The 24,544-nt window shown below is 63.2% G+C and carries 25 protein-coding genes; 13 read left to right on the top strand and 12 right to left on the bottom strand.

The features are described 5' to 3' along the window. Positions 1-22: 22 nt before the first annotated feature. From GHT07_RS01225 to GHT07_RS01200, 6 genes are read right to left on the bottom strand one after another with little or no spacing between them, the layout of a single operon-like run. The gene (locus GHT07_RS01225; RefSeq protein WP_153583228.1) at positions 23-1,354 is read right to left on the bottom strand and encodes a TRAP transporter large permease; all 1,332 of its coding nucleotides are present in this window, start codon (positions 1,352-1,354) and stop codon (positions 23-25) included. Continuing rightward, on the bottom strand, positions 1,351-1,842 hold the full coding sequence (locus GHT07_RS01220; RefSeq protein WP_153583227.1) for a TRAP transporter small permease: 492 nt from the start codon (positions 1,840-1,842) through the stop codon (positions 1,351-1,353). The genes GHT07_RS01225 and GHT07_RS01220 overlap by 4 nt, the downstream gene beginning before the upstream one ends. Before the next feature lie 17 nt (positions 1,843-1,859). Beyond that, entirely contained in the window at positions 1,860-2,564 is a 705-nt protein-coding gene (locus GHT07_RS01215; protein ID WP_153583226.1) for a fumarylacetoacetate hydrolase family protein, read from the bottom strand. Continuing rightward, positions 2,561-3,616, bottom strand: coding sequence for a gentisate 1,2-dioxygenase (gene gtdA, locus GHT07_RS01210; protein ID WP_153583225.1), 1,056 nt, complete (start codon positions 3,614-3,616; stop codon positions 2,561-2,563). Before gtdA ends, GHT07_RS01215 begins: the two co-directional genes overlap by 4 nt. 19 nt (positions 3,617-3,635) lie before the next feature. Further along, the gene (locus GHT07_RS01205; RefSeq protein WP_228488132.1) at positions 3,636-4,973 is read right to left on the bottom strand and encodes an FAD-dependent oxidoreductase; all 1,338 of its coding nucleotides are present in this window, start codon (positions 4,971-4,973) and stop codon (positions 3,636-3,638) included. A gap of 21 nt (positions 4,974-4,994) precedes the next feature. Beyond that, entirely contained in the window at positions 4,995-6,209 is a 1,215-nt protein-coding gene (locus GHT07_RS01200; RefSeq protein WP_153583223.1) for a 3-hydroxybenzoate 6-monooxygenase, read from the bottom strand. A gap of 77 nt (positions 6,210-6,286) precedes the next feature. Between GHT07_RS01200 and GHT07_RS01195 the strand changes: the two genes are divergently transcribed. Continuing rightward, positions 6,287-6,724 (top strand): MarR family winged helix-turn-helix transcriptional regulator, encoded by a 438-nt coding sequence (locus tag GHT07_RS01195; protein ID WP_153583222.1) that lies wholly within the window; start codon positions 6,287-6,289, stop codon positions 6,722-6,724. Between the two features lie 80 nt (positions 6,725-6,804). Here GHT07_RS01195 and GHT07_RS01190 read toward each other — a convergent pair whose 3' ends face one another. Genes GHT07_RS01190 through GHT07_RS01180 form a run of 3 tightly spaced genes read right to left on the bottom strand, consistent with a single transcriptional unit; the run spans position 6,805 to position 9,984 of the window. Continuing rightward, positions 6,805-7,104 (bottom strand): antibiotic biosynthesis monooxygenase family protein, encoded by a 300-nt coding sequence (locus GHT07_RS01190; protein ID WP_153583221.1) that lies wholly within the window; start codon positions 7,102-7,104, stop codon positions 6,805-6,807. A gap of 22 nt (positions 7,105-7,126) precedes the next feature. After that, entirely contained in the window at positions 7,127-8,605 is a 1,479-nt protein-coding gene (locus tag GHT07_RS01185; RefSeq protein WP_153583220.1) for a glutamine synthetase family protein, read from the bottom strand. Then, positions 8,602-9,984 carry a Rieske 2Fe-2S domain-containing protein gene (locus GHT07_RS01180; RefSeq protein WP_153583219.1) on the bottom strand — a complete coding sequence of 461 codons (1,383 nt, stop codon included), beginning with the start codon at positions 9,982-9,984 and terminating at the stop codon, positions 8,602-8,604. The genes GHT07_RS01185 and GHT07_RS01180 overlap by 4 nt, the downstream gene beginning before the upstream one ends. Positions 9,985-10,005: 21 nt before the next feature. Between GHT07_RS01180 and maiA the strand changes: the two genes are divergently transcribed. Both maiA and pgeF read left to right on the top strand, forming a co-directional pair. Further along, positions 10,006-10,647, top strand: a complete 642-nt coding sequence (maiA, locus tag GHT07_RS01175) for a maleylacetoacetate isomerase (protein ID WP_153583218.1) — start codon at positions 10,006-10,008, stop codon at positions 10,645-10,647. Between the two features lies 1 nt (position 10,648). Further along, positions 10,649-11,404, top strand: a complete 756-nt coding sequence (pgeF, locus tag GHT07_RS01170; protein WP_228488111.1) for a peptidoglycan editing factor PgeF — start codon at positions 10,649-10,651, stop codon at positions 11,402-11,404. Here pgeF and GHT07_RS01165 read toward each other — a convergent pair. Further along, positions 11,336-11,728, bottom strand: coding sequence for a hypothetical protein (locus GHT07_RS01165; RefSeq protein WP_407646582.1), 393 nt, complete (start codon positions 11,726-11,728; stop codon positions 11,336-11,338). The genes pgeF and GHT07_RS01165 overlap by 69 nt on opposite strands. Positions 11,729-11,730: 2 nt before the next feature. On the opposite strand from GHT07_RS01165, the gene GHT07_RS01160 reads away from it, so the two are divergent. Genes GHT07_RS01160 through phbB form a run of 3 tightly spaced genes read left to right on the top strand, consistent with a single transcriptional unit; the run spans position 11,731 to position 15,436 of the window. Next, complete coding sequence (locus tag GHT07_RS01160) at positions 11,731-13,449, top strand: PHA/PHB synthase family protein (RefSeq protein WP_153583216.1); 1,719 nt, start codon at positions 11,731-11,733, stop codon at positions 13,447-13,449. 25 nt (positions 13,450-13,474) lie between these two features. Then, positions 13,475-14,662, top strand: coding sequence for an acetyl-CoA C-acetyltransferase (locus GHT07_RS01155; RefSeq protein WP_153583215.1), 1,188 nt, complete (start codon positions 13,475-13,477; stop codon positions 14,660-14,662). A gap of 36 nt (positions 14,663-14,698) precedes the next feature. After that, the gene (gene phbB, locus GHT07_RS01150) at positions 14,699-15,436 is read left to right on the top strand and encodes an acetoacetyl-CoA reductase (protein WP_153583214.1); all 738 of its coding nucleotides are present in this window, start codon (positions 14,699-14,701) and stop codon (positions 15,434-15,436) included. A gap of 66 nt (positions 15,437-15,502) precedes the next feature. Here the strand turns inward: phbB and GHT07_RS01145 are convergent, their stop codons facing one another. Further along, the gene (locus GHT07_RS01145) at positions 15,503-15,904 is read right to left on the bottom strand and encodes an RNA-binding protein (protein WP_153583213.1); all 402 of its coding nucleotides are present in this window, start codon (positions 15,902-15,904) and stop codon (positions 15,503-15,505) included. Positions 15,905-16,079: 175 nt separating this feature from the next. Here GHT07_RS01145 and GHT07_RS01140 point away from each other — a divergent pair, with 175 nt between their 5' ends. From GHT07_RS01140 to GHT07_RS01110, 7 genes are all read left to right on the top strand, one after another. Further along, positions 16,080-16,547, top strand: coding sequence for a DUF2846 domain-containing protein (locus GHT07_RS01140; RefSeq protein WP_153583212.1), 468 nt, complete (start codon positions 16,080-16,082; stop codon positions 16,545-16,547). 78 nt (positions 16,548-16,625) lie between these two features. After that, a complete protein-coding gene (gene dusA, locus GHT07_RS01135) occupies positions 16,626-17,666 on the top strand; it encodes a tRNA dihydrouridine(20/20a) synthase DusA (RefSeq protein ID WP_153583211.1) in 1,041 nt (346 codons plus the stop codon). 93 nt (positions 17,667-17,759) lie between these two features. Further along, positions 17,760-20,090, top strand: coding sequence for a bifunctional salicylyl-CoA 5-hydroxylase/oxidoreductase (locus GHT07_RS01130; protein ID WP_153583210.1), 2,331 nt, complete (start codon positions 17,760-17,762; stop codon positions 20,088-20,090). Positions 20,091-20,102: 12 nt separating this feature from the next. Then, entirely contained in the window at positions 20,103-20,960 is an 858-nt protein-coding gene (locus tag GHT07_RS01125) for an enoyl-CoA hydratase family protein (RefSeq protein WP_153583209.1), read from the top strand. A 22-nt stretch (positions 20,961-20,982) separates the two neighbouring features. Then, a complete protein-coding gene (locus GHT07_RS01120) occupies positions 20,983-22,140 on the top strand; it encodes an acyl-CoA dehydrogenase family protein (RefSeq protein ID WP_153583208.1) in 1,158 nt (385 codons plus the stop codon). Continuing rightward, entirely contained in the window at positions 22,137-22,535 is a 399-nt protein-coding gene (locus tag GHT07_RS01115) for a RidA family protein (RefSeq protein ID WP_153583207.1), read from the top strand. The genes GHT07_RS01120 and GHT07_RS01115 overlap by 4 nt, the downstream gene beginning before the upstream one ends. 39 nt (positions 22,536-22,574) lie before the next feature. Beyond that, positions 22,575-23,756 carry an acyl-CoA dehydrogenase gene (locus tag GHT07_RS01110; RefSeq protein WP_153583206.1) on the top strand — a complete coding sequence of 394 codons (1,182 nt, stop codon included), beginning with the start codon at positions 22,575-22,577 and terminating at the stop codon, positions 23,754-23,756. Here the strand turns inward: GHT07_RS01110 and GHT07_RS01105 are convergent. Further along, positions 23,753-24,418, bottom strand: a complete 666-nt coding sequence (locus GHT07_RS01105; RefSeq protein ID WP_153583205.1) for a hypothetical protein — start codon at positions 24,416-24,418, stop codon at positions 23,753-23,755. The two genes, GHT07_RS01110 and GHT07_RS01105, sit on opposite strands and share 4 nt — an antisense overlap. Positions 24,419-24,544: the final 126 nt, after the last annotated feature.

Below are 24,544 nucleotides of genomic sequence, written 5' to 3'. Positions count from 1 at the left end.
TGTGCCTGCCTGCGCAGGCCCGCTATTTGGGCCCGGTCGCCATGAACTGCACCAGCCACAGCGCAATGCCGGGGAAGGCCAGCAGCAGGCCGATGCGGATGAAGTCGCTGACCAGGAACGGCAGCACGCCGCGGAACGTTTCGCCCAGCGGCACGCCGCGTGCCATGCCATTGACGACGTACACGTTCAGCCCCATCGGCGGCACCAGCATGCCGAACGACACGACCATCAGGATCAGGATGCCGAACCACAGCGCCAGCGGCTCCTTGGCCATGCCGAAATCCAGGCTCATCACCAGCGGGAAGAAGATGGGAATGGTGAGCAGGATGATCGACAGCTCTTCCGTCACGCACCCCAGCAGCAGGTGCAGCACGATAATGCCGACCATCACCCAGATGGGCGACACATTCCAGCTGTTCACGAGCTGCACCAGGTGCGTCTGGATCTGCGTGAGCGCCAGTGCTGAATTGAGCACGTCGGCGCCAATGAAGATCAAAAAGATCATGGCCGACGCTTCTGCCGTGGCATAGAAGCAGCTGATGAACTTCTTCCACGTCAGCTCGCGCTTGACCAGTGCTGCCAACAGCGCAGCTCCTGCGCCGACACCTGCGCCTTCAGTCGGCGAGAAGTAGCCGCCATAGATGCCGCCAAAGACCAGCAGGAACACGAACGCGATAGGGAGCAGCCCTATCAGGCTCGACCACTCGAAAGCCGGCGGATTCGGATCGACCTCGGGGGCGTGCCCGGGCACGAGCCGCACATAGACAGCAATCACGATCATGTAACCGACCATCGCGAGGATGCCGGGGATGGTGGCTGCGAGGAACAGCTTGGCGATGTTCTGCTCCGTGAGAATCGCGTAGATCACCAGCGGCACAGAAGGCGGAATCAGGATGCCCAGAGTGCCCGCCGTGGCAAGCGTGCCGGTGGCCAGCCGGCCCGAATAGCCGTGGCGCTTCATCTCGGGCAGCGCGACGCCGGTGATGGTGGCAGCAGTCGCAATCGACGAGCCGCAGATCGCGCCGAACGCGGCACTCGCCATCACCGCCGCCATCGCCAAGCCGCCACGCAGCCGCCCGACGACTGCGGCCGTGAATGCGAACAGCGATTTGCTGATGCCGCCCTGCGTCGCGAACTGCCCCATCAGGATGAACAGCGGAATCACGGACAAGTCGTAACTCGCAAAGCGCGCGAACGCCATGCTGTTCATGAAGCTCGCGTAAGGCGCCCAGCCGGTCTGCACGATGTAGGCCACGGAGCCCGCCAGAAACATCGCGATCGCGATGGGCGTGCGCAAGGCCATGAAGAGGAACATCACGACAATGCTCAGTACCGCCAGCGTGATGCCGCTCATTCGTCGTCTCCAGGGTGGTGCGTGCGACGGCGGAAACCAAACGCCGCCTGCCAGATGGCGATGATGGCAGTAAGCGCAAAGCCCGGCACCATTGGCGCATACGCCAGCCACTCGGGCACACCGAGCAGCATCGTGCTGGAATTGCTGTTGTAAGAACTCAGCCCGCCGAGCGCCGCACGCCAGGCGAGCAGGGCGCAGCACAAGCCGAGCAGCAGCGCGCCGATGCGCTCAAGCACCGCATTCACTGCCTCGGGCGCGCGCGACGTGAACACGTCAACGACGATGTTGCTGCGATGCAGTTGGCACAGCGGCATGAACAGGCCGACAGCTGCGCCCGTGGCGAGGCCAACAAGTTCGAAGTCGCCGGTGATCGTCTTGCCTATCGTCTCGCGACCGATGATGCTGCCGCAGCTGAGGATCACCATGGCCGCCACCAGCGCGCCGGCTGCCAGCGCGCAAGCCTTGGCGAGAATTTCCAACACACGCATGCGGTGCCCTTTGCTGCTTAGCGCGGTTGCGTGATCTTCACGGCAAGCGGTGTGAGCCCCGTCACGCCGCCTTCGAGTGTGTCGCCTGCCACCACAGCGGCCACACCTTCAGGCGTGCCGGTATAGATCAAGTCGCCGGGCGCGAGCTCCCAGGCGGCTGAGATGTGCTCGATGATTTCGCCCAGGTTCCAGATCAGCTTGGTGACGTTGCTGCGCTGGCGGTCCTTGCCGTTCACCTTCAGCCAGATCTCGGCGTTGACGATGTCGCCGGCTTGCGCCACGGGCGTGATCGGGCCGATGGGCGCCGACTGATCGAACCCCTTGCCGATGCACCACGGCCGGCCCAGTTTCTTCATCTCGCCCTGGAGATCGCGGCGCGTCATGTCCAGGCCCACGGCGTAGCCCCAGATGTGCTTCATCGCGTCGGCGGCCTTGATGTTGCGCCCACCCGTGCCAATGCACGCCACCAGCTCGATCTCATGGTGCAGGTCGCTGGTCAGGCTGGGATATTCCATCGTGCCAATCTCTCCCGCACTCACGGGCACCACGGCGTCGGCCGGCTTCATGAAGAAGAAGGGCGGTTCGCGGCCGGTGAAACCCATCTCCTTTGCATGCTCGACATAGTTGCGGCCGACGCAGTAAATGCGGTGGACCGGAAAGCGGTCAGTGCTGCCGACAACGGGAACCGATGCGGCGGGCGCGGGAGTGAAAACAAAGCTCATGACAACCTTTCTTCCTGGTGAATGCCCAGCGCCTGATGCACGGGCCGGTCTGAATAACTGAACAGCACACAACCTTGCTTCGACGAGAAGCGGGCAGTGTGCCATGACGGAACCACGAAATGATCGCGCGGTGCGAAAGCGAAGCGGGTGGCGACACCCTGGCGTTCGATCACCACTTCACCTTCGCCCTCGACAACGCTGTACACCGCGCCATCAGTCTGCCGCCACGGCTTGCCGCTGAACCCTGCGGGCAGCCGCTGCATGAAGGTGGCCATCGTCGGCATCGGCGAGCCGCCCGTCAGCGGGTTGAGGTAGCGCAGCTTCACGCCGTCCCAGTCGTCGACGGGCGCATCGCGCTCGAGCCGCTCCAGTGCTTCGCGGCTGCGCTCGTACGGGTAGCTGAAGATGGGCGACGTGGCACCGAACGGCGCGTCGTGCCGCACCGGCGCCATGTTGTGGCCATAGCGGGCCATGCTCGTGCCTTCGGCGCGCGTGACCTGCTGCGACTTCGACACATCGTTTTGCGCAAAGCCCGCATCGAAGAACCGGATGATCGGGATGTCGAGGCCATCGAGCCACACCACCGGCACATCGGCGTCGTTGCCGTGGTCATGCCACGTCCAGCTCGGGGTGATGATGAAGTCGCCCGGATGCATCGTCGCGCGCTCGCCATCGACAGCCGTGTAGGCGCCCGATCCTTCGACGATGAAGCGCAGCGCGCTTTGCGTGTGGCGATGGCTGGGCGCCACTTCACCCGGCAGGATCAACTGCAAGCCCGCATACAGCGACTGCGTGACGGCGGACTGCCCGCGCAGCGCCGGGTTCTCCAGGATCAACACGCGCCGCACGGCTTCCTCGGCTGTGATCGCTTCGCCGGCGCGCATGAGGAACGGCCGCACCTCGTCGTACTTCCACAGCGCGGGCACGCAGGGCGTGGCGGGTTGCGGCGGCACGAGTGAATGCAGCACCTCCCACAGGGGCGTGAGATTCAGTGGCGACATCTCGTCGTACAGCCTTTGCCTGGCAGCAAGGTGGGGGTGGGGTGCGTTCATGCGTGTCTCCTTGTGTGCGCTACCAGGTGCGGCCGAGGTAAGCGCCTTCGGATTCGAGGCTGGCTTGCAATGCGGGCACATCCACATCCACAGCGGCGCAGTCTGCGCTGAGTGCCAGATGCGCCGCCGTGCCTGCTGCCTGGCCCATCACGAAGCAGGCGCCCGTGACGCGCGCAGCCGATTGCGCTTCATGTGTCATCGATGCGCATCGGCCTGCGATCCACAAGTTGTCGACGGTCTCAGGCACCGTCATGCGATAGGGCAGGTGATTGAAGCCGCGACTCTCCGGAATCTTCGGCCAGCGAAACTCCACGTCGCCCTTCAGGTGCAATTCAAGCGGCCAGCCGTTCACGCCAATCGTGTCGTCGAAGCTCGCGCAATCGAGCACATCGGATTCGGTCAGTGTGTAGCGGCCCCGTACGCGCCGCGTCTCGCGAATGCCCACCTGCGGGGCGATATCGACGATGTACGAATTCTCAAAGCCCGGCACCTCCTTCATGAAGCCCGCCACCTCGGCAATCTGCCTGCGGCCGATCATCTCCGCTTCACTCAACTCGTCGGCATCGGTGCCGTCCATCGCGTTGCCTTCGGCATTGGCGATCTGCGTGAGATTGACTCGCCATTCAATGCCGCTCTTTTGCGGCCGCACGATGGGCGTCTTGCGTGGAAAGACGTAGCGGCCTTCCGCCTGCGCCTTGAGCATCAGCTGCGGGATCACTTCCCAGGCTTTGCCTGCGCGCACCGGGTCAATGCCGTTCAGGCGGAACATGGTGGAGGGGTACAGGAAGCTGTCGCGGCCATCACCTTTGTCGAATCGCACGCCTGCCCAGGCGGCCAGGTCGCCATCGCCGGAGCAGTCGATGAACGCTTCGCCGAGCACCGCGCGGCGGCCCGACTTGGTTTCGATGAACAGCGCGCTGATGCGGTCGGGCTCATCCATCGCAACACCCGCAGCGAGCGCGTGGAACAGCACGCGCACGCCAGCCGCGAGCATCAGGTCGTCGGCCGCGATCTTGTAGGCCGCTGTGTCGTAGGCCTGCGCCACTGTCTTGCCGAAGAGCGCGTGCGGCTCGTTCAGCCCGCCGAGATGCGCGATGCGCGAGAGCAGGTCGTCGGCCACGCCGTGCACCACCTGCCGGATGTCGCCATGCACATTGGCATGCAGGCCGCAGAAATTGGTCACGCCCGCTGCCGTGCCCATGCCGCCCAGAAAGCCGTAGCGCTCGATGAGCAGCGTCGAGCGGCCTGCGCGTGCAGCTGCAACCGCTGCAGCGATGCCCGCTGGCCCACCGCCGAGCACGACCACTTCGTACTCGCCGTACACGGGCGTTTCGCGGCTGGGTTCGTTCATGAACAGGTGCATGGCTGGGTGGCGCGTTCAGCGGAACATCTTCGCAGGATCGATGCCGTCGTACATCCACTTCAGGCCCGCGAAGCCTGCCGACTCTTTGCCGCCCTGGAACATCTGGTTGCGCAGCTCGCGCTGCACGCCGCTCGCATGGTAGATGTCGCCGTAAAAACGCGCCGTGAGTTGCACGCGGCCTGTTCGCAGGTAGCGGGCCTTCTGGTAGTTGTGGAAGGCTTCGCTCACGTTGCCATTGCATGTGGCAATCGCCTCGCCCAGCACGACTGCATCCTCGATCGCCTGGCCGGCGCCTTGCGCCAGGTACTGCAGCATCGGGTGCGCCGCATCCCCCAGTAACGTGACGCGGCCATCGCTCCAGTTCTTCACCGGCTCGCGGTCGCACAGCACCCACATCTTCCACGTCTCGATCTTGCCCAGCAGCTCGCGCACCTGCGGCACGGCGTCGGCAAATCGCTCGGTGAGCTCGGCGGTGTCGCCAAAGGTGTTCCAGCCTTCGTCGTATTTGTTGCTGTGAAAGACGGCGACGAGGTTGAACAGTTCGCCGCGCCGCAGCGGGTAATGCACCAGGTGCGTCTTCTCGCCGCCCCAGAGCAGCACGTCATCACTCCACAGATGCGCGGGCACGTCTTCACGCTTGAGCACGGCGCGATAGGCGATGTGCCCGCTGACGCGCGGCTTGCCATCACCCACCACTTGCTCGCGGATGCGGCTCCACAGGCCGTCAGCGCCAATGAGCGCATCGCCGCGCAAAGTTTGCGCTGCTGTGCCTTCGCTGGCGGCGAGCTTGAGCGTCACGCCCTGCGAATCCTGCGAGAAGGACTCGACCTTGGTGGACGTGCGCAGCGTGACGTTCGGCAGCGCCTTGCATGCATCCAGGAAAACCGTGTGCAGGTCGGCCCGATAGATCACGCCATACGGAAATCCGTAAGCCGCCAGCGCCGTGTCGCCCAGCGGCACACGAATGACTTTCTCGCCCGTGCGCACGTCGTTCATGCCCAGCCCCGGCGGAAAGAACGCGACGTTGCTCACTGCCTGGGTAATGCCCAGGTAGTCGAACATGCGGAAGATGTTTGGCCCGAGCTGGATGCCAGCGCCGATCTCGCCAAAGGCTGCCGACTGCTCCAGCACCGTGACCCGGTGGCCCGCGCGGCCCAGCACGAAAGCTGCGGCCAGCCCGCCAATGCCGCCACCGGCAACAAGAAGGTCAAGAGGGTGTGCTGTGGCCATGGCAGTCTGAGAAAATTGATAAGCATACATATTAAATCGGCCGCATTCAATCGGTGCTTGCCGCTACACTTTGCGCCATGGCGAAGAGCTTCGATTTCCAGCATGCACCGGGGCACCTGATCCGGCGCGCTCACCAGCAGGCGGTGGCGATCTTCATGGAAGAGACACTCGCGTTCGACGTGACGCCAGTGCAGTTCGCCATCCTCAACGCGCTGATTGCCGACCCCGGTGAAGACCAGGTCACGCTCGCTGCGAAGGTCGCGTTTGACGCGGCCACATTCGGCTCAGTGATCGCACGCCTGGAATCCAAGGGCTGGGTCCGACGCAAGGCCGACGCCGCGGACAGGCGCCGCAAACTGTTGTGGATCACGCCCGCAGGGCAGAAGGCGGCACTCGCCATGAAGCGCGCCGTCACACGCGCTCAGTCACGCATCGTCGCGCCGCTGGATGCAGACGAGCGGGCGCAGTTCATCGCGTTGCTCGCCAAGATGGTGAGCGGGCACACCGAAGGCTAAACGCGCCCTGCCTTCCTCCCTCCCCTCCCGGGGGAGGGCCGGGGTGGGGGCAAGCGGCGGCAAAACCTGCCCCGGTCGCGTCAGCCCTTCACCAGCACCTCAAAGTGCTCGACCAGCGGCGGCCCCGCAAAGAACGGCCCGATGATCGCGCGCCACTCTGCGAACAGCGGGCTCTCGCGAAAGCCAATCGTGTGGTCTTCCAGCGTGTCCCACATGATCTGCAGCACATACCGCTCGGGGTTCTCGATGCACTTGTTGACGCTGTAGTCGTGCGCACCTTTCACGCGGCCCATCACGGTGGTCAACGCTCGCTGGATGGCTTCGTCGAAGGCGGCTTGCTGGCCGGGTTTGATGCGGATGTCGGCGATCTCGAGAATCATGGGAGTCCTTGGGTTGTGTGAGTCAGATGCGGCTGAAGTATTCACGCCGCTGGAAGTCGTCTTTGTCTTTGGCGTCGTCCAGGCGCGTGGCTTCCGCCTGCTTGATATGCGTGAAGTAGCGGATGAAGCGCTCGCCGAAAGCGTCGGCCATGACGTCATCGCCGCGCAGCGCGTCGAGCGCTTCGGCCAGGCTCGTCGGCAGCTTGTCGTTCGTCGCGGCGTAGGGCGCCTGTGTAGCCGGCGGCGCTTTCAACTGCCGCCGGATACCGTCCAGCCCTGAATGGATTTGCGACGCCATGTACAGGTACGGATTGGCCGCCGGCTCGCCCACACGGTTTTCGATGCGAGTTGCAGCGTCGGCACATTCACCAATCACCCGCAACATCGCGCCCCGGTTGTCGCGCCCCCACAGCACCGACTGCGGCGCGAGCGCGTTGGGCCGGTAGCGGCCATAGCCGTTGGCCGTCGGCGTGCAGAACACCGCAGCCGCGCGAGCGTGCTGGAGCAACCCGGCCAAATACTGTTCGCCCACCGTTGTGAGCGAGTGCGCTGCATCTTCTCGACCCGCGCCATGCGACGGTGACTCGCGCATGAACGCGTTCACGCCCGTCTTCGCATCCACCAGCGATTGATGCAGGTGCCAGCCGCTCGACATGATGTTCGGAAACGGCGGGCGGCACATGAACGTTGCGTGGTAGCCCGCGCGCCGCAGTGCCTGCTTCACGCCATTGCGAAACAGCACCATGTTGTCGGCCGCAGTGAGTGCGTCGGTCGCGTCGAATACTGCCTCGACCTGGCTCGGCCCAAGTTCGATCTCCAGTGACATGAGCGGCAGGCCCAGCGCCTGCGCCGTGTCCTTCACGATGCGCAGCGCCGCCTCGGCCATGTCGAACCACGATTCAGTCAGCAGGTTGTAGCCGGGGTGAATCATTGCCACGTTCGGCGGCTGGCCGGGCCAGTCTGCCTGCGCGGGGTCAAGCTGCGCGTGCGTGTCGACGATCTTGTAAATGTGGAATTCGATTTCGAGCCCGCACTTCATCGCGAAGCCCGCGTCGCCAAGTTGCCGCAACGCCGCTTGCAGCACACGGCGTGTGTCGTACTCAACCGGTGTGCCGTCCTGAAACCACGGCTGGCACTGCAGCCATGCGGTGGCAGGTGACCATGGCAGCTGCCGGAACGTGGACAGGTCGGGCAACAAGATCAGGTTGCTCGCGAATTCAAACCCCGGCAACTGCGCTGCGCCACCCGGCTCGAATACCTTGTAGGCCGTGCGGTCCGATGTGTCCTTGAGCATGAGCGTGCTCACCATGCCGACGCCTTCGCGTAACGCGCGCAGCGCAGCCGGTGCAGCGAGCGTCTTGCCGCGCGTCACGCCGTGCAGGTCGCACCAGACAAAGCGAACGAGCTCAATGCCCGATTCGCCGATCAAGCGCGAGAGCTGCTGTGCGCGCGCCTCGCGCCGCTCATCGTGGATGCCGCAGCGCGCGGCAAATGAACTCATTGAGTTTCCGCAGCGACCGGTTTCGCCGTCCACGGCGCGTGGTCGCGCTTGGCCCGCGCCTGCTCTTTCCACCAGGTGCCCCACTCACCGGCAGGCGCGATGCCATCCACAGTGTCCGGCCCCGTCATCGCAGCAGCCTGCGACGCGTCGGCGAGATACGGCGCGGGCCGGCCCGCCTTCACATCGTCAATGGCCTTGAGCAGCGCACGCCGGTTGGCAATGATGATGCGGTCGCTCGTGCCCAGGTGCTCACGCGTGCGGTCCGCGATCGCTCCCATGCTCTCGACCGCCCACTGGTCATGCACGTTGATGTCGTCTTCGCCCATGCCGAGATACGTCGTTGTGCGCTGCTCGGCACCGTTGAAGCCCCAGTTGTTGTGGCGCCCCGAGTTCGGCAGGTAGTCGGGCAGCGAGATGTATTTGAGCCGCTGGTTGCGCATCGCCTCTTTGTCCACCGGCCCGGCAAAGCTCGTGAACACCGTGAACCAGTAGGTGTGCTCATCGTCCACAGGCAAATGCATCTGCGTGATGGTCAGCGTTTCCGAGAGCGGAATCACGAACGTGTGCGGGAACACGGATTGCGTGACGCGCACGTGCGTGAGATCTTCAGTCATGGGCCGCAGCGCTGTCACGCGCATGCCCCACGGTGCGGGCTCCCAGCTGATGTCGGGCTGGTGAAACTCACGCATGATCCGCGTCATCGGCCAGTGCTCGCCACCAACCGTGCCGGCGCTGGCGCTGCGGAACTGCTTGCCCGCCGCGTTCTCGCCGATGCCTTCCAGCGGCTCGTCGAAAAGAAAGCGATGCAGGAACGACGGATGCGCCGGGTCGATGCCCACTTCAACGCACTGCAGCCAGTTCGCATTCCACATACCCTTGAAGGCAAACGTGTGCGTCGACGGCGCGGTGAAGCAATCGAACGCAGGGAAGGGCGGTGGCGTCGAGCCTTCTGCGCCCAGCCACGCGAAGACGATGCCGCTTTTTTCAATGACCGGATAGCTTCGTGCACGAACGCGGTCGCACATGCGCAGTGAGTCGGGCTCGGCGGGCGTGTCCAGGCACTTGCCGTTCACGTCGAACTTCCAGCCATGGAAGGGGCAGCGCAGGCCATCGCCTTCATCACGGCCAAAACTCAGGTCCGCACCGCGATGCGGGCAGTCTTTGTCGAGCAGGCCCCACGTGCCAGCCGCATCGCGAAACAGCACGAAGTCTTGCCCCAGTGCACGCACAGCCTTGACGGCGCGCGACTGCATCCGCGGATCGAGCCGTGCGTCGAATTCATCGACCAGCGCGACAGGTTGCCAATAGCTGCGATGCACGGCGCCGCACGGTGTGCCCGGCCCGATGCGGGTGATCAATTCGTTCTGCTCGGCTCTCATGGCTGAAGTATCCTTCGGCGCATGAAGCTGTACAACTACTTCCGCTCCTCGGCCTCGTTTCGCGTGCGCATCGCGCTCGAACTCAAGGGCTTGCCCTACGACTACAAGCCGGTGCACCTCGTCAAAGGCGAGCACAAGCTGCCTGAGTTCGCAGCCGTCTCACCCACCATGCTCGTGCCCGCACTCGTGACTGACGACGGCGATGTGCTCGGCCAGTCGATGGCAATCATTGAGTACCTCGATGAGACGCACCCCGAGCCTGCGCTGCTGCCCAAAGACCCGGTGAGCCGCGCGCGTGTCCGCTCGCTGGCGCAGCTCATCGCCTGCGAGATCCATCCGCTGAACAACCTGCGTGTACTGAAGTACCTCGTGCGTGAACTGAAGGTTTCAGAAGAGACCAAGAACGAGTGGTATCGCCACTGGGTGCGCGAGGGCCTGGAGTCGTTCGAGCGTGAGCTCGCGCAGCTGCCTGCATCGACCTATTGCTTCGGCGAGACGCCCACGCTGGCCGACTGCTGCCTCGTGCCGCAGATCTTCAATGGCCGGCGCGTCAACACCAGCTTCGACGGCCTGCCGCGCACGATGGCTGCGTTCGATGCATGCATGGCACTGCCTGCATTCCAGAAGGCACAGCCGACCAGCTGCCCGGACAACGAGGCCTGATTTGTTGTCAGGCTGGATCACGCCCGAGTGGCCAGCGCCTGCGAACGTTCGCGCTGTCTGCTCGACGCGTGAAGGCGGCGTCTCCACTGCGCCCTACGACTTGCTCAACCTCGGTGACCATGTCGGCGACGCCCCCGCACTGGTCGCCACCAATCGCAAGCGATTCGAAGCCGCACTGGGCGCGCGGCCCGTGTTCATGAAGCAGGTTCATGGCAGCAGCGTGATCGAGCTCGATGCCGGAACGCAAGACGGCATTGAAGCCGATGGCGCCATCACTGCCGCGCGTGCAGTCGCCTGCACGATCATGGTTGCGGACTGCCTGCCCGTGCTCTTCACCACCACCTCAGGGCAAGCAGTCGCCGCCGCACATGCCGGCTGGCGTGGCCTGGCGGGCGGCATTCTTGAAGCAACAGTTGCTGCACTCGTGAAACAAACGCAAGCGCAAGCTGGCGATGTGATCGCCTGGCTGGGGCCGTGCATCGGCCCTGATGCTTTCGAAGTCGGCAGTGAAGTGAAGGCGGCTTTCGAGTCGGTCGATTCACGAGCTGGTGCGATGTTCAAGCCCTACCGTGAAGGCAAGTGGCTCGCCGATTTGCCAGCCCTCGCGCGGCTTCGTCTCGCGAGCCATGGCATCACCAGCATCCACGGCAACGACAGCAGCGCTGCGTGGTGCACGGTCACCAACTCTTCAAGGTTTTTCTCGCACCGGCGCGACCGCGTCAGCGGCCGTTTCGCCAGCGCCATCTGGCTCGCCTGAAGCATCCACTGCCTGCGCTTGCGTTTGCCTGTACGCCGCGAGCTCAGCGGCCTCCCTCGCCTTGATGGCCCGTTTGCGCGCAGGCGTTCCCATCAGGTAAAGCACTAGCGATACAGGAGCCACGCCATAGAGTAAAAAGGTAAACACGGCGCCAAGCACGGTGCCTGTGGTGTTGGTCGCCTCCGCCACTGACATCATCAGTGCAACGTAGATCCATCCGATCAGAACGATGTACATGGGGGTGACTTGAGATTTTTGTTGCGGTGCAACATTGATGATGGGATACTTCGGGTTAACCCGAGACTTATACGGGATTGGAGACAAGCTTGAATTCACAACCTGACTGGGCTGCGGCCGCACAGCAATTCCAGAAGACCGCCACCGAGCAGTGGGCCAACGCTTTCAAGTCCTTCCAGGGCTTTGGCGCAATGCCTCAAATGCCGTCGCTGGATTCCATGCCGATGATGCCTTCATTGCCGCCTCTGAGCTTTGCCCCCGAGAAATTGCAGGAACTGCAGCAGGCCTATATGCGCGAGGCCACCGAGCTGTGGAACCAGGGGCTCACCGCCAACCCGTCTTCCACCGACAAGCGATTCGCCTCCGACGCGTGGTCGCATAACCCGGTGTCCGCTTTCTCCGCCGCTGTTTATCTGCTCAACGCGCGCGCCTTGCTCGGCATGGTCGAAGCCGCTGAGACCGACGAGAAGACGAAGAGCAAACTGCGCTTTGCTGTCGAACAGTGGATGGCGGCGTCGGCACCCAGCAACTTCCTCGCGCTCAATGCAGAAGCGCAGAAAAAAGCCATCGAGACCAAGGGCGAGAGCATTGCCAAGGGCATGCAGAATTTGCTGCACGACCTGCAGCAGGGCCATGTGTCGATGACGGACGAGAGCCAGTTCGAAGTCGGCCGCAACGTGGCCACCACCGAAGGCGCTGTGGTGTTCGAAAACGAGCTGATCCAGCTCATTGAATACAAGCCGCTGACCAAGACCGTTCACGAGAGGCCCTTCCTCGTCGTGCCGCCCTGCATCAACAAGTTCTACATCCTCGACCTGCAGCCTGAAAATTCGCTGGTCCGCTTTTTGGTGGAGCAGGGCCACCGCACCTTCGTCGTGAGCTGGCGCAATCCCGACGACTCGATGAAGAACGTCACGTGGGATGACTACGTGGGCAAAGGCGCTATCGAGGCCATCGAGAAAGTGCGCGAAATCAGCGGCGCCAGGCAGATCAACGCATTGGGCTTTTGCGTGGGCGGCACGATCCTGGGCACGGCACTGTCCGTGCTGGCGGCACGCGGCGAAAAGCCGCTGGCCAGCGCAACCTTCCTCACGTCGCTGCTCGACTTCAGCGAGACGGGCATTCTCGATGTGTTCATCGACGAGCCCTTCGTCAAGTTCCGCGAGCAGCAGATGGGCAAGGGCGGCCTGATGAAGGGGCAGGACCTAGCGTCCACCTTCAGCTTCCTGCGCCCGAACGACCTGGTGTGGAACTACGTCGTCGGCAACTACCTCAAGGGTGAAACGCCGCCGCCATTCGACCTGCTGTACTGGAACAGCGATTCAACGAATCTGCCTGGCCCTATGTACGCCTGGTACCTGCGCAATACCTATCTTGAAAACAACCTCATCAAGCCGGGCAAGTGCACCGTGTGCGGCGAGAAAGTTGATTTCGGCAAGGTCGACCTGCCGGTGTACATCTATGGCTCGCGTGAAGATCACATCGTGCCGATTGGCGGTGCCTACGCATCGACGCAGCACCTGCCCGGCAAGAAGCGCTTCGTGATGGGTGCATCCGGCCACATTGCCGGCGTGATCAACCCGCCCGCGAAAAAGAAGCGCTCTTACTGGACGAACGACAAGCTGCCCAAGACGCACGATGAATGGCTCAAGGGCGCCAAGGAACACCCGGGCAGCTGGTGGACGGACTGGGCCGCATGGCTCAAGCCGCATGCAGGCAAGCAGGTTGCAGCGCCCAAGGCCTATGGCAAGGGCAAGATCAAGGCGATAGAGCCGGCACCCGGCCGCTACGTCAAAGCCAAAGCGTAAAAAAAGACATCAACCGGAGAGACAAATGCAAGACAACGACATCGTCATCGTTTCAGCCGTTCGCACGGCAGTTGGCAAATTCGGCGGCTCGCTCGCCAAAATTCCCGCGACCGAACTCGGCGCGATCGTGATCAAGGAAGCCATCGAGCGTGCCAGGCTCAAGCCCGAGCAAGTCAGCGAAGTAATCATGGGCCAGGTGCTCGCCGCCGGCGCCGGCCAGAACCCCGCGCGCCAGGCCCTGCTCAAGGCAGGCCTGCCCAAGGAAGTGCCGGGCCTGACGATCAATGCCGTGTGCGGCTCCGGCCTGAAGTCGGTGATGCTCGCCGCGCAAGCCATCGCCTATGGCGACGCAGAAATCGTTGTCGCCGGCGGCCAGGAGAACATGAGCGCAGCGCCGCACGTGCTGCAAGGCTCGCGCGATGGCCAGCGCATGGGCGACTGGAAGATGCAGGACACGATGATCGTGGACGGCCTGTGGGACGTGTACAACCAGTACCACATGGGCGTGACGGCAGAGAACGTCGCCAAGGAATTCAGCGTCGACCGCGCGGCGCAAGACGCACTGGCACTTGGCAGCCAGCAAAAAGCTGCAGCCGCACAGGAAGCAGGCAAGTTCAAGGACGAAATCGTCGCGGTGAACATTCCGCAGCGCAAAGGCGATCCTGTTGTTTTCAACACCGACGAATTCATCAACAAGAAGACCAACGCCGAAGCACTCGCCGGCCTGCGCCCCGCGTTCGACAAGGCTGGCAGCGTGACGGCTGGCAATGCTTCGGGCCTGAACGATGGCGCCGCTGCCCTCGTGATGATGACCGCGAAGAAGGCGAAAGAGCTGGGCTTGACGCCGCTGGCGCGCATCGCCTCGTTCGCCACGACCGGCCTGGACCCGAAGACGATGGGCATGGGCCCCGTGTCGGCCACGCGCAAGGCGCTGGATCGTGCCGGCTGGAAGGCCGATGAAGTCAACCTGTTCGAGCTGAACGAGGCCTTTGCCGCGCAAGCCTGCGCCGTGAACAAGGAACTCGGGCTCGACCCGGCCAAGGTCAACGTCAATGGCGGCGCGATTGCCATTGGCCACCCGATCGGCGCGTCAGGTGCGCGCATCCTGGTGACGCTGCTGCACGAGATGCAGCGCCGCGACGCGAAGAAGGGCGTGGCAGCGCTGTGTATCGGCGGCGGCATGGGGGTTTCCCTCGCGGTCGAGCGCGCGTAAACGATTAAAAACAAGAGTGAACAACTGGAGAAAAGAATGAGTCAGAAAGTGGCGTACATCACGGGCGGCATGGGTGGCATCGGCACCGCCATCTGCCAGCGCATGCACAAGGAAGGCTTCAAAGTCATCGCCGGCTGCGGGCCGACGCGCGACTACAGCAAGTGGCTCAATGAGCAAAAGGCACTGGGCTACACCTTCTATGCATCGGTTGGCAACGTCGGTGCCTGGGAGTCCACCGTTGAGGCATTTGGCAAGGCCAAGTCTGAGCACGGCACGATCGACGTGCTGGTGAACAACGCCGGCATCACGCGTGACCGCATGTTCCTGAAGATGACCCGCGAAGACTGGGACGCGGTAATCGAAACCAACCTGAACTCCATGTTCAACGTGACCAAGCAAGTCGTGGGCGACATGGTCGAAAAGGGCTGGGGCCGCATCATCAACATCAGCTCGGTCAACGGTGAAAAGGGCCAGGCCGGCCAGACGAACTACTCGGCTGCCAAGGCTGGCATGCACGGCTTCACGATGGCGCTGGCCCAGGAGCTGGCGAACAAGGGCGTGACGGTCAACACCGTGAGCCCGGGCTACATCGGCACCGACATGGTCAAGGCCATCCGCCCCGACGTGCTCGACAAGATCGTCGCGACTATTCCCGTCAAGCGCCTGGGTCAGCCGGAAGAAATCGCGTCCATCATTGCGTGGCTGGCGTCTGAAGAAGGCGGCTATTCGACGGGTGCGGACTTCTCGGTGAACGGCGGTTTGCACATGGGCTGATGCCGGTTCGCGGCAAGCCAAAAAAAGGGGCCCGTTCGCGGGCCCTTTTTCATGGAGCGGCGAGTGTCAAACCAGGTCTTCGATCACCAGCATGCGGTACTTCTGGCCGTACGAGAGGCCAGAGCCTTGCAGCAGCTTCATCGCCAGATCGGATTGGTCGGCATCAGGCGCGTGGACCAGCAGGGCGTAGTGGCCCTGGCTGGCAAGCTGCGCGAATTGCCGCACGGTGTCGGATTCGGTCCCTGCCGAAGGCAGCGCCCCCGAATCGGCCGCGGTGCGAACGATTTTTTCGAGGACGTCTTCGGGCGTCAGCAGCGTCAGCGAGTCTTCGGTGAAGCCGCCGTCCTGTAACTTCTTGCCAGCATCGCGCGCCTCCTGCTCGCTTGGAAACATGAGGAACATGTGGCCGGTGGGATAGAACGCCCCTGCGAGGCTCAGCATGCTGGAATCCAGCTCGAATGATTTCATGGTCGGCTCCTTTGGTCTTGTTGAGCCATTGCAAAGGAGTCGATGCGTCTGCGCTGTCGGCAGAGCCACGCAGAGGCTGTAGGACGGGAGGATCGATACGAATGTCTCGGTCGATCCGCAACGAATCGCTCGGGGCGCACTGTAAATTCGCGAGCTCATCAATCAGAGGAAACTTATGAAAAAGCTCGCATGCAGCATGTTGGTCTTGGCGCTGTTTACCGGATGTGCTTCGGTCAATATGGAAAGCAAAGAAGCGTCGGCAAAAGCCAAACAGTTCGCGCAGCCGCAGGCTGGCAAGGCCGGGCTATATGTCTATCGAGACAGCTTTGTCGGCAAGGCGCTCAAGAAGGATTTGTGGCTCGACGGGAAGTGCATTGGCGAATCCGCTCCTGATGTTTTCTTCTACACCGAAGCTGCACCTGGCACGCACACCCTGTCGACGGAGTCCGAGTTTTCTCCTAACGACATCTCAATCCTTGTTGAAGCTGGCAAGAATTACTTCTACCGACAATTCATCAAGATGGGCCTGATGGTGGGCGGGGCCGATCTGGAACCGGTCGCCGAAGCGGAAGCCAAGGCGGCCATCGCGAAGCTCGAGCTTGCAAAGGCCGGTACGTGCAGCGGTACCTACACGAAGAAGTAGTGCCATTGATTCTGCGCGCGGGCGCCGTCCGATACGGCAAACCGACCCGCGGCAGCGATCGCCCCAAACTTGGGGACAATGGGGTATTGCCGCAATACCTCCCGTGAAGTGACAGACCAGACCGTATCGAGCAGTCGGCCGAGCCCGTGGCGCATGAGCGTCGCGCCCATGATGGACTGGACCGACCGGCATTGCCGCTACTTCCACCGCCTGCTCAGCCGCCACGCTCTGCTCTATACCGAGATGGTGACCACCGGCGCGTTGATCCATGGCAACGTGCCGCGCCATCTGGACTTCAACAGGCAAGAGCACCCCGTCGCACTGCAGCTCGGCGGCAGCGACACATCCGAACTCGCGCAAAGCGCCAGGCTCGGCGAGCAGTGGGGTTACGACGAGATCAACCTCAACTGCGGCTGCCCGAGCGAGCGGGTGCAGCGCGGCTCTTTCGGTGCCTGCCTGATGGCCGAGCCGGCGCTCGTCGCCGACTGCGTGAAGGCGATGGTCGATGCAGTGAGCGTGCCCGTCACCGTCAAGCACCGCATCGGCATCGACCGTATCGAAAGCTACGAGTTCGTGCGCGACTTTGTGGGCGCCGTGAGTGAGGCGGGCTGCAATGTGTTCCTGATTCACGCGCGCAACGCATGGCTCAAGGGCATTTCGCCCAAGGAGAACCGCGAGCTGCCGCCACTGCGCTATGAGTTTGCGCACCAGCTCAAGCGCGAGTTTCCGCATCTGGTGATTGCCGTGAACGGCGGCATCAAGACGACCGCGCAGGTGCATGAGCAACTGGCGCAGGTCGATGGCGTGATGGTCGGCCGTGAGGCGTATCACAACCCATGGTGGCTCTCGCAATGGGACGAGGCGTTTTATGGCGATGCGCATTCGCAGGAAACGCGTGAGACCATCGAAGAAAAGATGGCCGATTACATGGTGCGCGTCGCTGCGGAGCACGGCACGCCCTGGGCGTCGGTCGCGCGACACATGCTGGGCTTGCGCAACGGCTTGCCGGGCGCGCGCCGCTGGCGGCAGGTCTGGAGCGACCACAAGCTCAAAGACCTGCATCCGCGCGAGGTGATGGCGCTCGCACACCGGGAAGTGGCCCACGCCGATCCCGCATGACACTGGCTGGAAATTGCTTTAGACTTAAATAATCAAAGCTTGCAGCAAGTCACGGCTCCATCCCGCTGCATCCTTGGCTCCAGTGAGGCATCCATGAAGATCGTGTGTATGGGCGGTGGCCCGGCGGGCTTGTACTTCGCGCTGCTGATGAAAAAGCAGAACCCTCTGCACGACATCACCGTGGTCGAGCGCAACAAGCCTTACGACACCTTCGGCTGGGGCGTCGTCTTCTCTGACCAGACGCTCGGCAACCTGCAAGCGGCTGACCCGCAGACGGCCAGCGACATCCTCGGCGCCTTCAATCACTGGGACGACATCGAGGTCAACATCCGCGGCCACAAGATGGTGTCGGGCGGTCACGGTTTTTGCGGCATTGGCCGCAAGCGCCTGCTCAACATCCTGCAAAAGCGCTGCGAAGAGCTGGGCGTGAAGCTCGTTTTCGAAACGGTGGTGGAAGGCGATGAGCAGTACCCCGATGCTGACTTGATCATCGCCAGCGACGGCCTCAACAGCCGCGTGCGCGCCAAGTACGCCGCCACGTATCAGCCCGATATCGACTTGCGCCAATGCCGCTTCGTCTGGCTGGGCACCCACAAGAAATTCGACGCCTTCACCTTCGCCTTCGAGGAAACGCCGCACGGCTGGTTCCAGGCGCATGCGTACCAGTACGACGGCGAGACATCGACCTTCATCGTCGAAGCGCCGGAGAAGGTGTGGCTCAAGGCCGGCATCGACAAGATGGAAAAAGAGGAGTCGATTGCCTACTGCGAGAAGCTCTTCGCCAAGTACCTCGACGGCAACCCGCTGATGTCGAACGCTGCGCACCTGCGCGGCTCTGCGCAGTGGATCCGCTTCCCCCGCGTGGTGTGCAAGACCTGGGTGCATCACAACGGCCGCGCGCCTGTGGTGCTGATGGGCGACGCCGCGCACACCGCGCACTTCTCCGTCGGCTCGGGGACCAAGCTGGCGCTTGAAGATGCAATTGAGCTGGAGCGATGCATCCGCCGCTCGCCCGATGACCTGAAGCAGGCGCTGCAAGACTACGAAGCGGTGCGCAGCATCGAGGTGCTGAAGATTCAGAACTCGGCGCGCAACTCCACCGAGTGGTTTGAGAACGTCGATCGCTACGTGAGCCTGCCGCCCGAGCAGTTTGCGTATTCGCTGCTCACGCGCAGCCAGCGCATCAGCCATGAGAACCTGCGCCTGCGCGACAAGGACTACGTCGATCAGTACGAAAGCTGGCTCGGCGAGCGATCAGGCTTTGTGCGCGCACCGGCGCAGCGCCCCGCACCGCCGATGTTCACGCCGTTCACGCTGCGCGGCGTGACGCTGAAAAACCGCGTGGTCGTGTCACCGATGGCGCAGTACTCGGCAGTCGATGGCCTTGTGGGCGACTACCACCTCGTACACCTCGGCTCCCGCGCGATGGGCGGCGCGAGCATGGTGTTCGCAGAGATGACGTGCCCCTCACCCGATGCGCGCATCACACCCGGCTGCCCCGGCTTGTGGAGCGAAGCGCAGCGCGACGCGTGGAAGCGCATCGTGCAGTTCGTGCACTCAACCACCGACGCAAAAATTGCGATGCAGCTCGGCCACGCCGGCGCCAAGGGCTCGACGCGCGCGCCGTGGGACGGTGAAGACCAGCCGCTGGCATCCGGCAACTGGCCGCTCTTGTCCGCATCGCCGCAGCAATACATCGACGGTGTGAGCGATATCTCGCGCGCAATGACGCGCAGCGACATGGACCGCGTGCGCGATGAATTCGTGGCCAGCACCAGGCTCGCCGCCGAGGCGGGCTTCGACTGGCTGGAGCTGCATTGCGCGCACGGCTACCTGTTCAGCAGCTTCATCTCGCCATTGACGAACCAGCGCACCGATGAATACGGCGGCTCGCTTGAGAACCGGCTGCGCTACCCCATCGAAGTGTTCAAGGCGATGCGCGCAGCGTGGCCTGCAGACTTGCCGATGTCCGTGCGAATCTCCGCGCATGACTGGGTCGAAGGCGGCATCACGCCCGACGACGCGGTCGAAATCGCACGCGCCTTCAAGGCAGCAGGCGCCGACATGATCGACTGCTCATCCGGCCAGGTCAGCCCCAAGCAAAAACCCGTGTATGGCCGCATGTACCAGACGCCCTTTGCCGATCGCGTGCGCAATGAAGCGCGCATTCCGACGATGGCGGTGGGCGCGATCTCTGAGGCCGATCACGTCAACAGCATCATCGCGGCGGGCCGTGCAGACCTGTGCGCGATCGCGCGCCCGCACCTGGCCAATCCGTCGTGGGCGTTGAACGAGGCCGCGAAGATTGCCTACCCCGATGTGCACTGGCCGAAGCAATACCTGTCGGGCAAGAACCAGCTGGAGCGCAACCTGGAGCGCGAGCGGTCGATGGCCGCAGCCGCGCCTTCCAAGGGCGAGAACTGAGAGGAACAAGACATGAGCGAGACATCACGCATCGACCCGGCACTGCTGGACGGCAACCGCAAGCAGCTGGCGGGCTACGTCGCCACGCACTTCAAATGGGAAGTCACCAACGCCGTCGCAACCATCACGCTGAACCGGCCCGAGCGCAAGAACCCGCTCACGTTCGAGTCGTACGCTGAGCTGCGCGATCTGTTCGGCCAGCTGAAGTACGCCACCGACGTGCACGCCATCGTGATCGTGGGCGCCGGCGACAACTTTTGCTCCGGCGGTGATGTGCATGAAATCATCGGCCCGCTCGTGAAGCTGAAAGCCCCCGAGTTGCTGATGTTCACGCGCATGACCGGCGACCTGGTCAAAGCGATGCGCGCCTGCCCGCAACCCATCGTCGCGGCGATTAACGGCGTTTGTGCAGGCGCCGGCGCGATCATCGCGATGGCTTCGGACATGCGGCTGGGCACCGCGCGTAGCAAGACGGCCTTCCTGTTCAACCGCGTCGGCCTTGCAGGCTGCGACATGGGCGCCTGCGCCATGCTGCCGCGCATCGTGGGGCAGGGCAGGGCGAGCGAGTTGCTCTACACCGGCCGCTCGCTCGGCGGTGAAGAGGGTGAGCGCTGGGGCTTCTTCAATCGCCTCTGCGCGCCAGAGGCTGTGCTGGCCGACGCACAAAAACTCGCTGCCGACCTTGCAGCCGGCCCGACATTCGCCAATGGCATCACCAAGACGATGCTCCATCAGGAGTGGGCGATGACGATCGAGCAGGCCATCGAATCAGAAGCGCAGGCGCAGGCGATCTGCATGCTGACCGAAGACTTCACGCGCGCGTACAACGCGTTCGTTGCCAAGTCGAAGCCGCAGTTCGAAGGCAACTGAGCCTGTCCGCAAAAGGAACTTCATGAGCGACAAGCACTACCTGGACTGGCCGTTCTTCGAAGCGCGGCACGGCGAGCTCGCGCGCAGCCTTGATGCATGGGCGGCTGCCAACATCCCCCACGATCACGGCCCCAATGTGGACGATGAATGCCGCGCGCTCGTGAAGTCATTGGGCGCTGCCGGTTGGCTCAAGCACGCTGTGGGTGGTGAGTACGGCGCGGGAGACGCCATCGATACACGCGCCATTTGCCTCATCCGCGAAACGCTCGCGCGCCACAGCGGCCTTGCCGATTTCGCATTTGCGATGCAGGGGTTGGGCTCTGGCGCCATCAGCCTGCAAGGTACAGCCGCGCAGAAGGACCGCTACCTGTCAAAGGTTGCCAGGGGCGAGGCGATTGCGGCCTTCGCGTTGTCCGAACCCGCGGCCGGCTCCGACGTGGCGGCGATGCAATGCAACGCGCATATCGATGGCGACCATGCCGTGATCAACGGTGAAAAAACGTGGATCTCCAATGGCGGCATCGCCGACTTCTACGTCGTGTTCTGCCGCACGGGTGAAGCGCCCGGCGCGCGCGGCATCTCTGCCTTCATCGTCGATGCGAACACGCCCGGCTTCGAGATTGCCGAGCGTATCGACGTGATCGCGCCGCACCCCCTCGCGCGCCTGCGCTTCACCGATTGCCGCGTGCCGCTCACGCAGCGCGTGGGCGAGGCAGGCGAGGGCTTCAAGGTTGCGATGCGCACGCTCGATGTGTTTCGCACGTCAGTCGCCGCAGCAGCATTGGGCTTCGCCCGCCGCGCGATGGATGAGGCATTGCAGCGCGCCACCAGCCGCAAGATGTTCAACCAGCGGCTGGCGGACTTCCAGCTCACGCAGGCCAAGCTCGCGCAGATGGCGACCACCATCGACAGCTCGGCATTGCTCGTCTATCGCGCCGCGTGGCAACGCGACCAGGGCCGCAACGTCACGCGTGAAGCGGCGATGGCCAAGCTCACCGCGACTGAGGGCGCGCAGCAAGTGATTGACGCGGCCGTGCAGATTTTCGGCGGGCAGGGCGTGGTCAGCGGCCAGATGGTCGAGCGGCTCTACCGCGAGATTCGATCGCTGCGCATTTATGAAGGCGCTACTGAAGTGCAGCAACTCATCATCGCGCGCGAACTTTTGAAGGATGTGACATGACCCACCAAGCAATCCTGCCCGCCGGCTGGCCGCGCCCCAAGGGCTACGCCAATGGCGTTGTGGCACAGGGCCGCACGCTCTACATCGCCGGCATGATCGGCTGGGACGGGAAGGGCGTCTTCCACACCGACGACTTCGCCGGCCAGGTGAGGCAAGCCTTGCGCAATGTCGCCGATGTGCTGCGCGAGGCGGGCGGCAAGCCCGAGAATGTGGTTCGCATGACGTGGTACGTCACCGACAAGCGCGAATACCTCGCGGCGGGCGCCGAGATCGGCCAGGCTTTCCGCGAGATCATCGGCAACTACAACGTGGCCATGACGGCCGTGCAGGTGACAGCCCTGATCGAAGACCGGGCAAAGGTCGAGATTGAAGCGACTGCCGTGCTGCCCGATTAGCATCGAACCATTCGAGTCAAGACATTGGAGATAAGCCGCATGGCCACCACGAAAGCATCGTTCCACTGGGAAGACCCGCTGCTGCTGGATCAGCAACTCACCAGCGAAGAGCGCATGGTGCGCGAGTCCGCAGCCGCCTACGCGCAAGACAAGCTGATGCCGCGCGTGCTCAACGCCTTCCGCAACCAGACGACAGACACAGCGATCTTTCGCGAGATGGGCGAGCTGGGCCTGCTCGGCGCGACCATCCCTGAAGCGTATGGCGGCGCAGGCCTGAACTACGTTTGCTACGGCCTCGTCGCGCGTGAAGTGGAGCGGGTTGATTCGGGCTACCGCTCGATGATGAGCGTGCAGTCGTCCCTCGTGATGGTGCCCATCCATGAATTCGGCAATGAGGCGACCAAGCAGAAGTACCTGCCCAAGCTCGCCAGCGGCGAGTGGATTGGCTGCTTTGGCCTCACGGAGCCTGACCACGGCTCCGACCCCGGCAGCATGGTCACGCGTGCGCGCAAAGTGCCGGGCGGCTATTCGCTGACCGGTGCCAAGATGTGGATCACCAACAGCCCCATCGCCGATGTGTTCGTGGTGTGGGCCAAGGATGATGAGGGCGCGATTCGCGGCTTCGTGCTCGACAAGGGCACCAAGGGCCTGTCCGCCCCTGAAGTGCACGGCAAGGTCGGCCTGCGCGCGTCGATCACTGGCGAAATCGTGATGGACAACGTTTTCTGCCCGGAAGAAAACGCCTTCCCTGATGTGCGTGGACTCAAAGGCCCGTTCACCTGCCTGAACTCGGCGCGCTACGGCATTGCGTGGGGTGCATTGGGTGCGGCGGAAGACTGCTGGTTTCGTGCACGCCAATATGTGCTCGACCGCAAGCAGTTCGGCAAGCCGCTCGCAGCGAACCAGCTCATTCAAAAGAAGCTGGCCGACATGCAAACCGAGATCACGCTCGGCTTGCAAGGCTGCCTGCGCCTGGGCCGCATGAAGGACGAGGGCACCGCGTCAGTCGAGATCACCTCGATCATGAAGCGCAATTCATGCGGCAAGGCGCTCGACATTGCGCGCCTGGCCCGCGACATGCTCGGCGGCAACGGCATCAGCGACGAGTACGGCGTTGCGCGCCACCTCGTGAACCTCGAAGTGGTGAACACGTATGAGGGCACGCATGACGTGCATGCGTTGATCCTGGGGCGCGCGCAGACGGGGATCAGCGCGTTCTAGATTCGAGCGACCCGGACATATTCGCACAAGTCCGCCGCCCCTTGCGTGAGTGCGAAAAACACTATTTGCTGGTCGTCTGACTGACGTAATTGGCCGAGTAAATGAGTCCGAGCCTGCGCAAATTGACGAGCCCGGTGCGTATCGCGATGGAGTTGCGATCTCGGCCTGTTTGCCTCATCAGCGATCGTCGCCCAAAGCTTAAGCTGGTTCAGCATGTGCATGACCAGCTCCAGCCTTTGTTCGGCGGGCCTGCGTCCGATCACGCCCAATACGGAGTCGCATGCCCCCAGAATGGCGTTGTCCTGAGGTTCGCCAGACTCGTTCGAAACAAGCCCAATGGCGTCGATCTGGTTTTTGACTTGTTCAATCGAGATGTCGCGCGGCGTGGCATTGGGCGCAACCGCTGAGCGCGGTGCCTCGGCCGCACCGCCTGCGCGGGGGATCGCGGCGTAGCCGCCGCCCATTGTGCGGGACAGCTGCCGCAGCTGCTCGGGGTTAAGCATGCTGCTGGCCCGGTCCGGGCCAATGGGTGCTTCATCATCACCGGCGGGCTTGTGTTCCTGCGGGTCTGGCCTTTCCAGTTTCGCTCTCTGTCTCGGGCTAACGCTAGACCAGGGGCCGCGTACTTCGCTGCTGGTGGGGCTCATGCTGGCGGGAATCATGATGGTCCTTAACGTTTGAAGTTCATCGGGAATTGCATGGATTGCGCGGAAAACTAATTATTTAGTTCCAGCACTAGTGCCTGCCAATGAGTGGGAACCCTTGGTATCCCATTGCGCCGCGCAGCG

It is taken from the genome of Caenimonas koreensis DSM 17982 (assembly GCF_009646335.1).
Lineage (GTDB): Bacteria > Pseudomonadota > Gammaproteobacteria > Burkholderiales > Burkholderiaceae_C > Ramlibacter > Ramlibacter koreensis.
Note: the sequence above shows the minus strand (reverse complement) of the source record. Positions and strands in the feature narration are given on the sequence as shown.

Excerpts from the sequence above, each read along its gene's own strand:
- GHT07_RS01225 (WP_153583228.1), bottom strand. The coding sequence starts at position 1,354 with ATGAGCGGCATCACGCTGGCGGTACTGAGCATTGTCGTGATGTTCCTC.
- GHT07_RS01220 (WP_153583227.1), bottom strand. The coding sequence starts at position 1,842 with ATGCGTGTGTTGGAAATTCTCGCCAAGGCTTGCGCGCTGGCAGCCGGC.
- GHT07_RS01215 (WP_153583226.1), bottom strand. The coding sequence starts at position 2,564 with ATGAGCTTTGTTTTCACTCCCGCGCCCGCCGCATCGGTTCCCGTTGTC.
- gtdA (WP_153583225.1), bottom strand. The coding sequence starts at position 3,616 with ATGAACGCACCCCACCCCCACCTTGCTGCCAGGCAAAGGCTGTACGAC.
- GHT07_RS01200 (WP_153583223.1), bottom strand. The coding sequence starts at position 6,209 with ATGGCCACAGCACACCCTCTTGACCTTCTTGTTGCCGGTGGCGGCATT.
- GHT07_RS01195 (WP_153583222.1), top strand. The coding sequence starts at position 6,287 with ATGGCGAAGAGCTTCGATTTCCAGCATGCACCGGGGCACCTGATCCGG.
- GHT07_RS01190 (WP_153583221.1), bottom strand. The coding sequence starts at position 7,104 with ATGATTCTCGAGATCGCCGACATCCGCATCAAACCCGGCCAGCAAGCC.
- GHT07_RS01185 (WP_153583220.1), bottom strand. The coding sequence starts at position 8,605 with ATGAGTTCATTTGCCGCGCGCTGCGGCATCCACGATGAGCGGCGCGAG.
- GHT07_RS01180 (WP_153583219.1), bottom strand. The coding sequence starts at position 9,984 with ATGAGAGCCGAGCAGAACGAATTGATCACCCGCATCGGGCCGGGCACA.
- maiA (WP_153583218.1), top strand. The coding sequence starts at position 10,006 with ATGAAGCTGTACAACTACTTCCGCTCCTCGGCCTCGTTTCGCGTGCGC.
- GHT07_RS01155 (WP_153583215.1), top strand. The coding sequence starts at position 13,475 with ATGCAAGACAACGACATCGTCATCGTTTCAGCCGTTCGCACGGCAGTT.
- phbB (WP_153583214.1), top strand. The coding sequence starts at position 14,699 with ATGAGTCAGAAAGTGGCGTACATCACGGGCGGCATGGGTGGCATCGGC.
- GHT07_RS01145 (WP_153583213.1), bottom strand. The coding sequence starts at position 15,904 with ATGAAATCATTCGAGCTGGATTCCAGCATGCTGAGCCTCGCAGGGGCG.
- GHT07_RS01140 (WP_153583212.1), top strand. The coding sequence starts at position 16,080 with ATGAAAAAGCTCGCATGCAGCATGTTGGTCTTGGCGCTGTTTACCGGA.
- dusA (WP_153583211.1), top strand. The coding sequence starts at position 16,626 with ATGGGGTATTGCCGCAATACCTCCCGTGAAGTGACAGACCAGACCGTA.
- GHT07_RS01130 (WP_153583210.1), top strand. The coding sequence starts at position 17,760 with ATGAAGATCGTGTGTATGGGCGGTGGCCCGGCGGGCTTGTACTTCGCG.
- GHT07_RS01125 (WP_153583209.1), top strand. The coding sequence starts at position 20,103 with ATGAGCGAGACATCACGCATCGACCCGGCACTGCTGGACGGCAACCGC.
- GHT07_RS01120 (WP_153583208.1), top strand. The coding sequence starts at position 20,983 with ATGAGCGACAAGCACTACCTGGACTGGCCGTTCTTCGAAGCGCGGCAC.
- GHT07_RS01115 (WP_153583207.1), top strand. The coding sequence starts at position 22,137 with ATGACCCACCAAGCAATCCTGCCCGCCGGCTGGCCGCGCCCCAAGGGC.
- GHT07_RS01110 (WP_153583206.1), top strand. The coding sequence starts at position 22,575 with ATGGCCACCACGAAAGCATCGTTCCACTGGGAAGACCCGCTGCTGCTG.
- GHT07_RS01105 (WP_153583205.1), bottom strand. The coding sequence starts at position 24,418 with ATGATTCCCGCCAGCATGAGCCCCACCAGCAGCGAAGTACGCGGCCCC.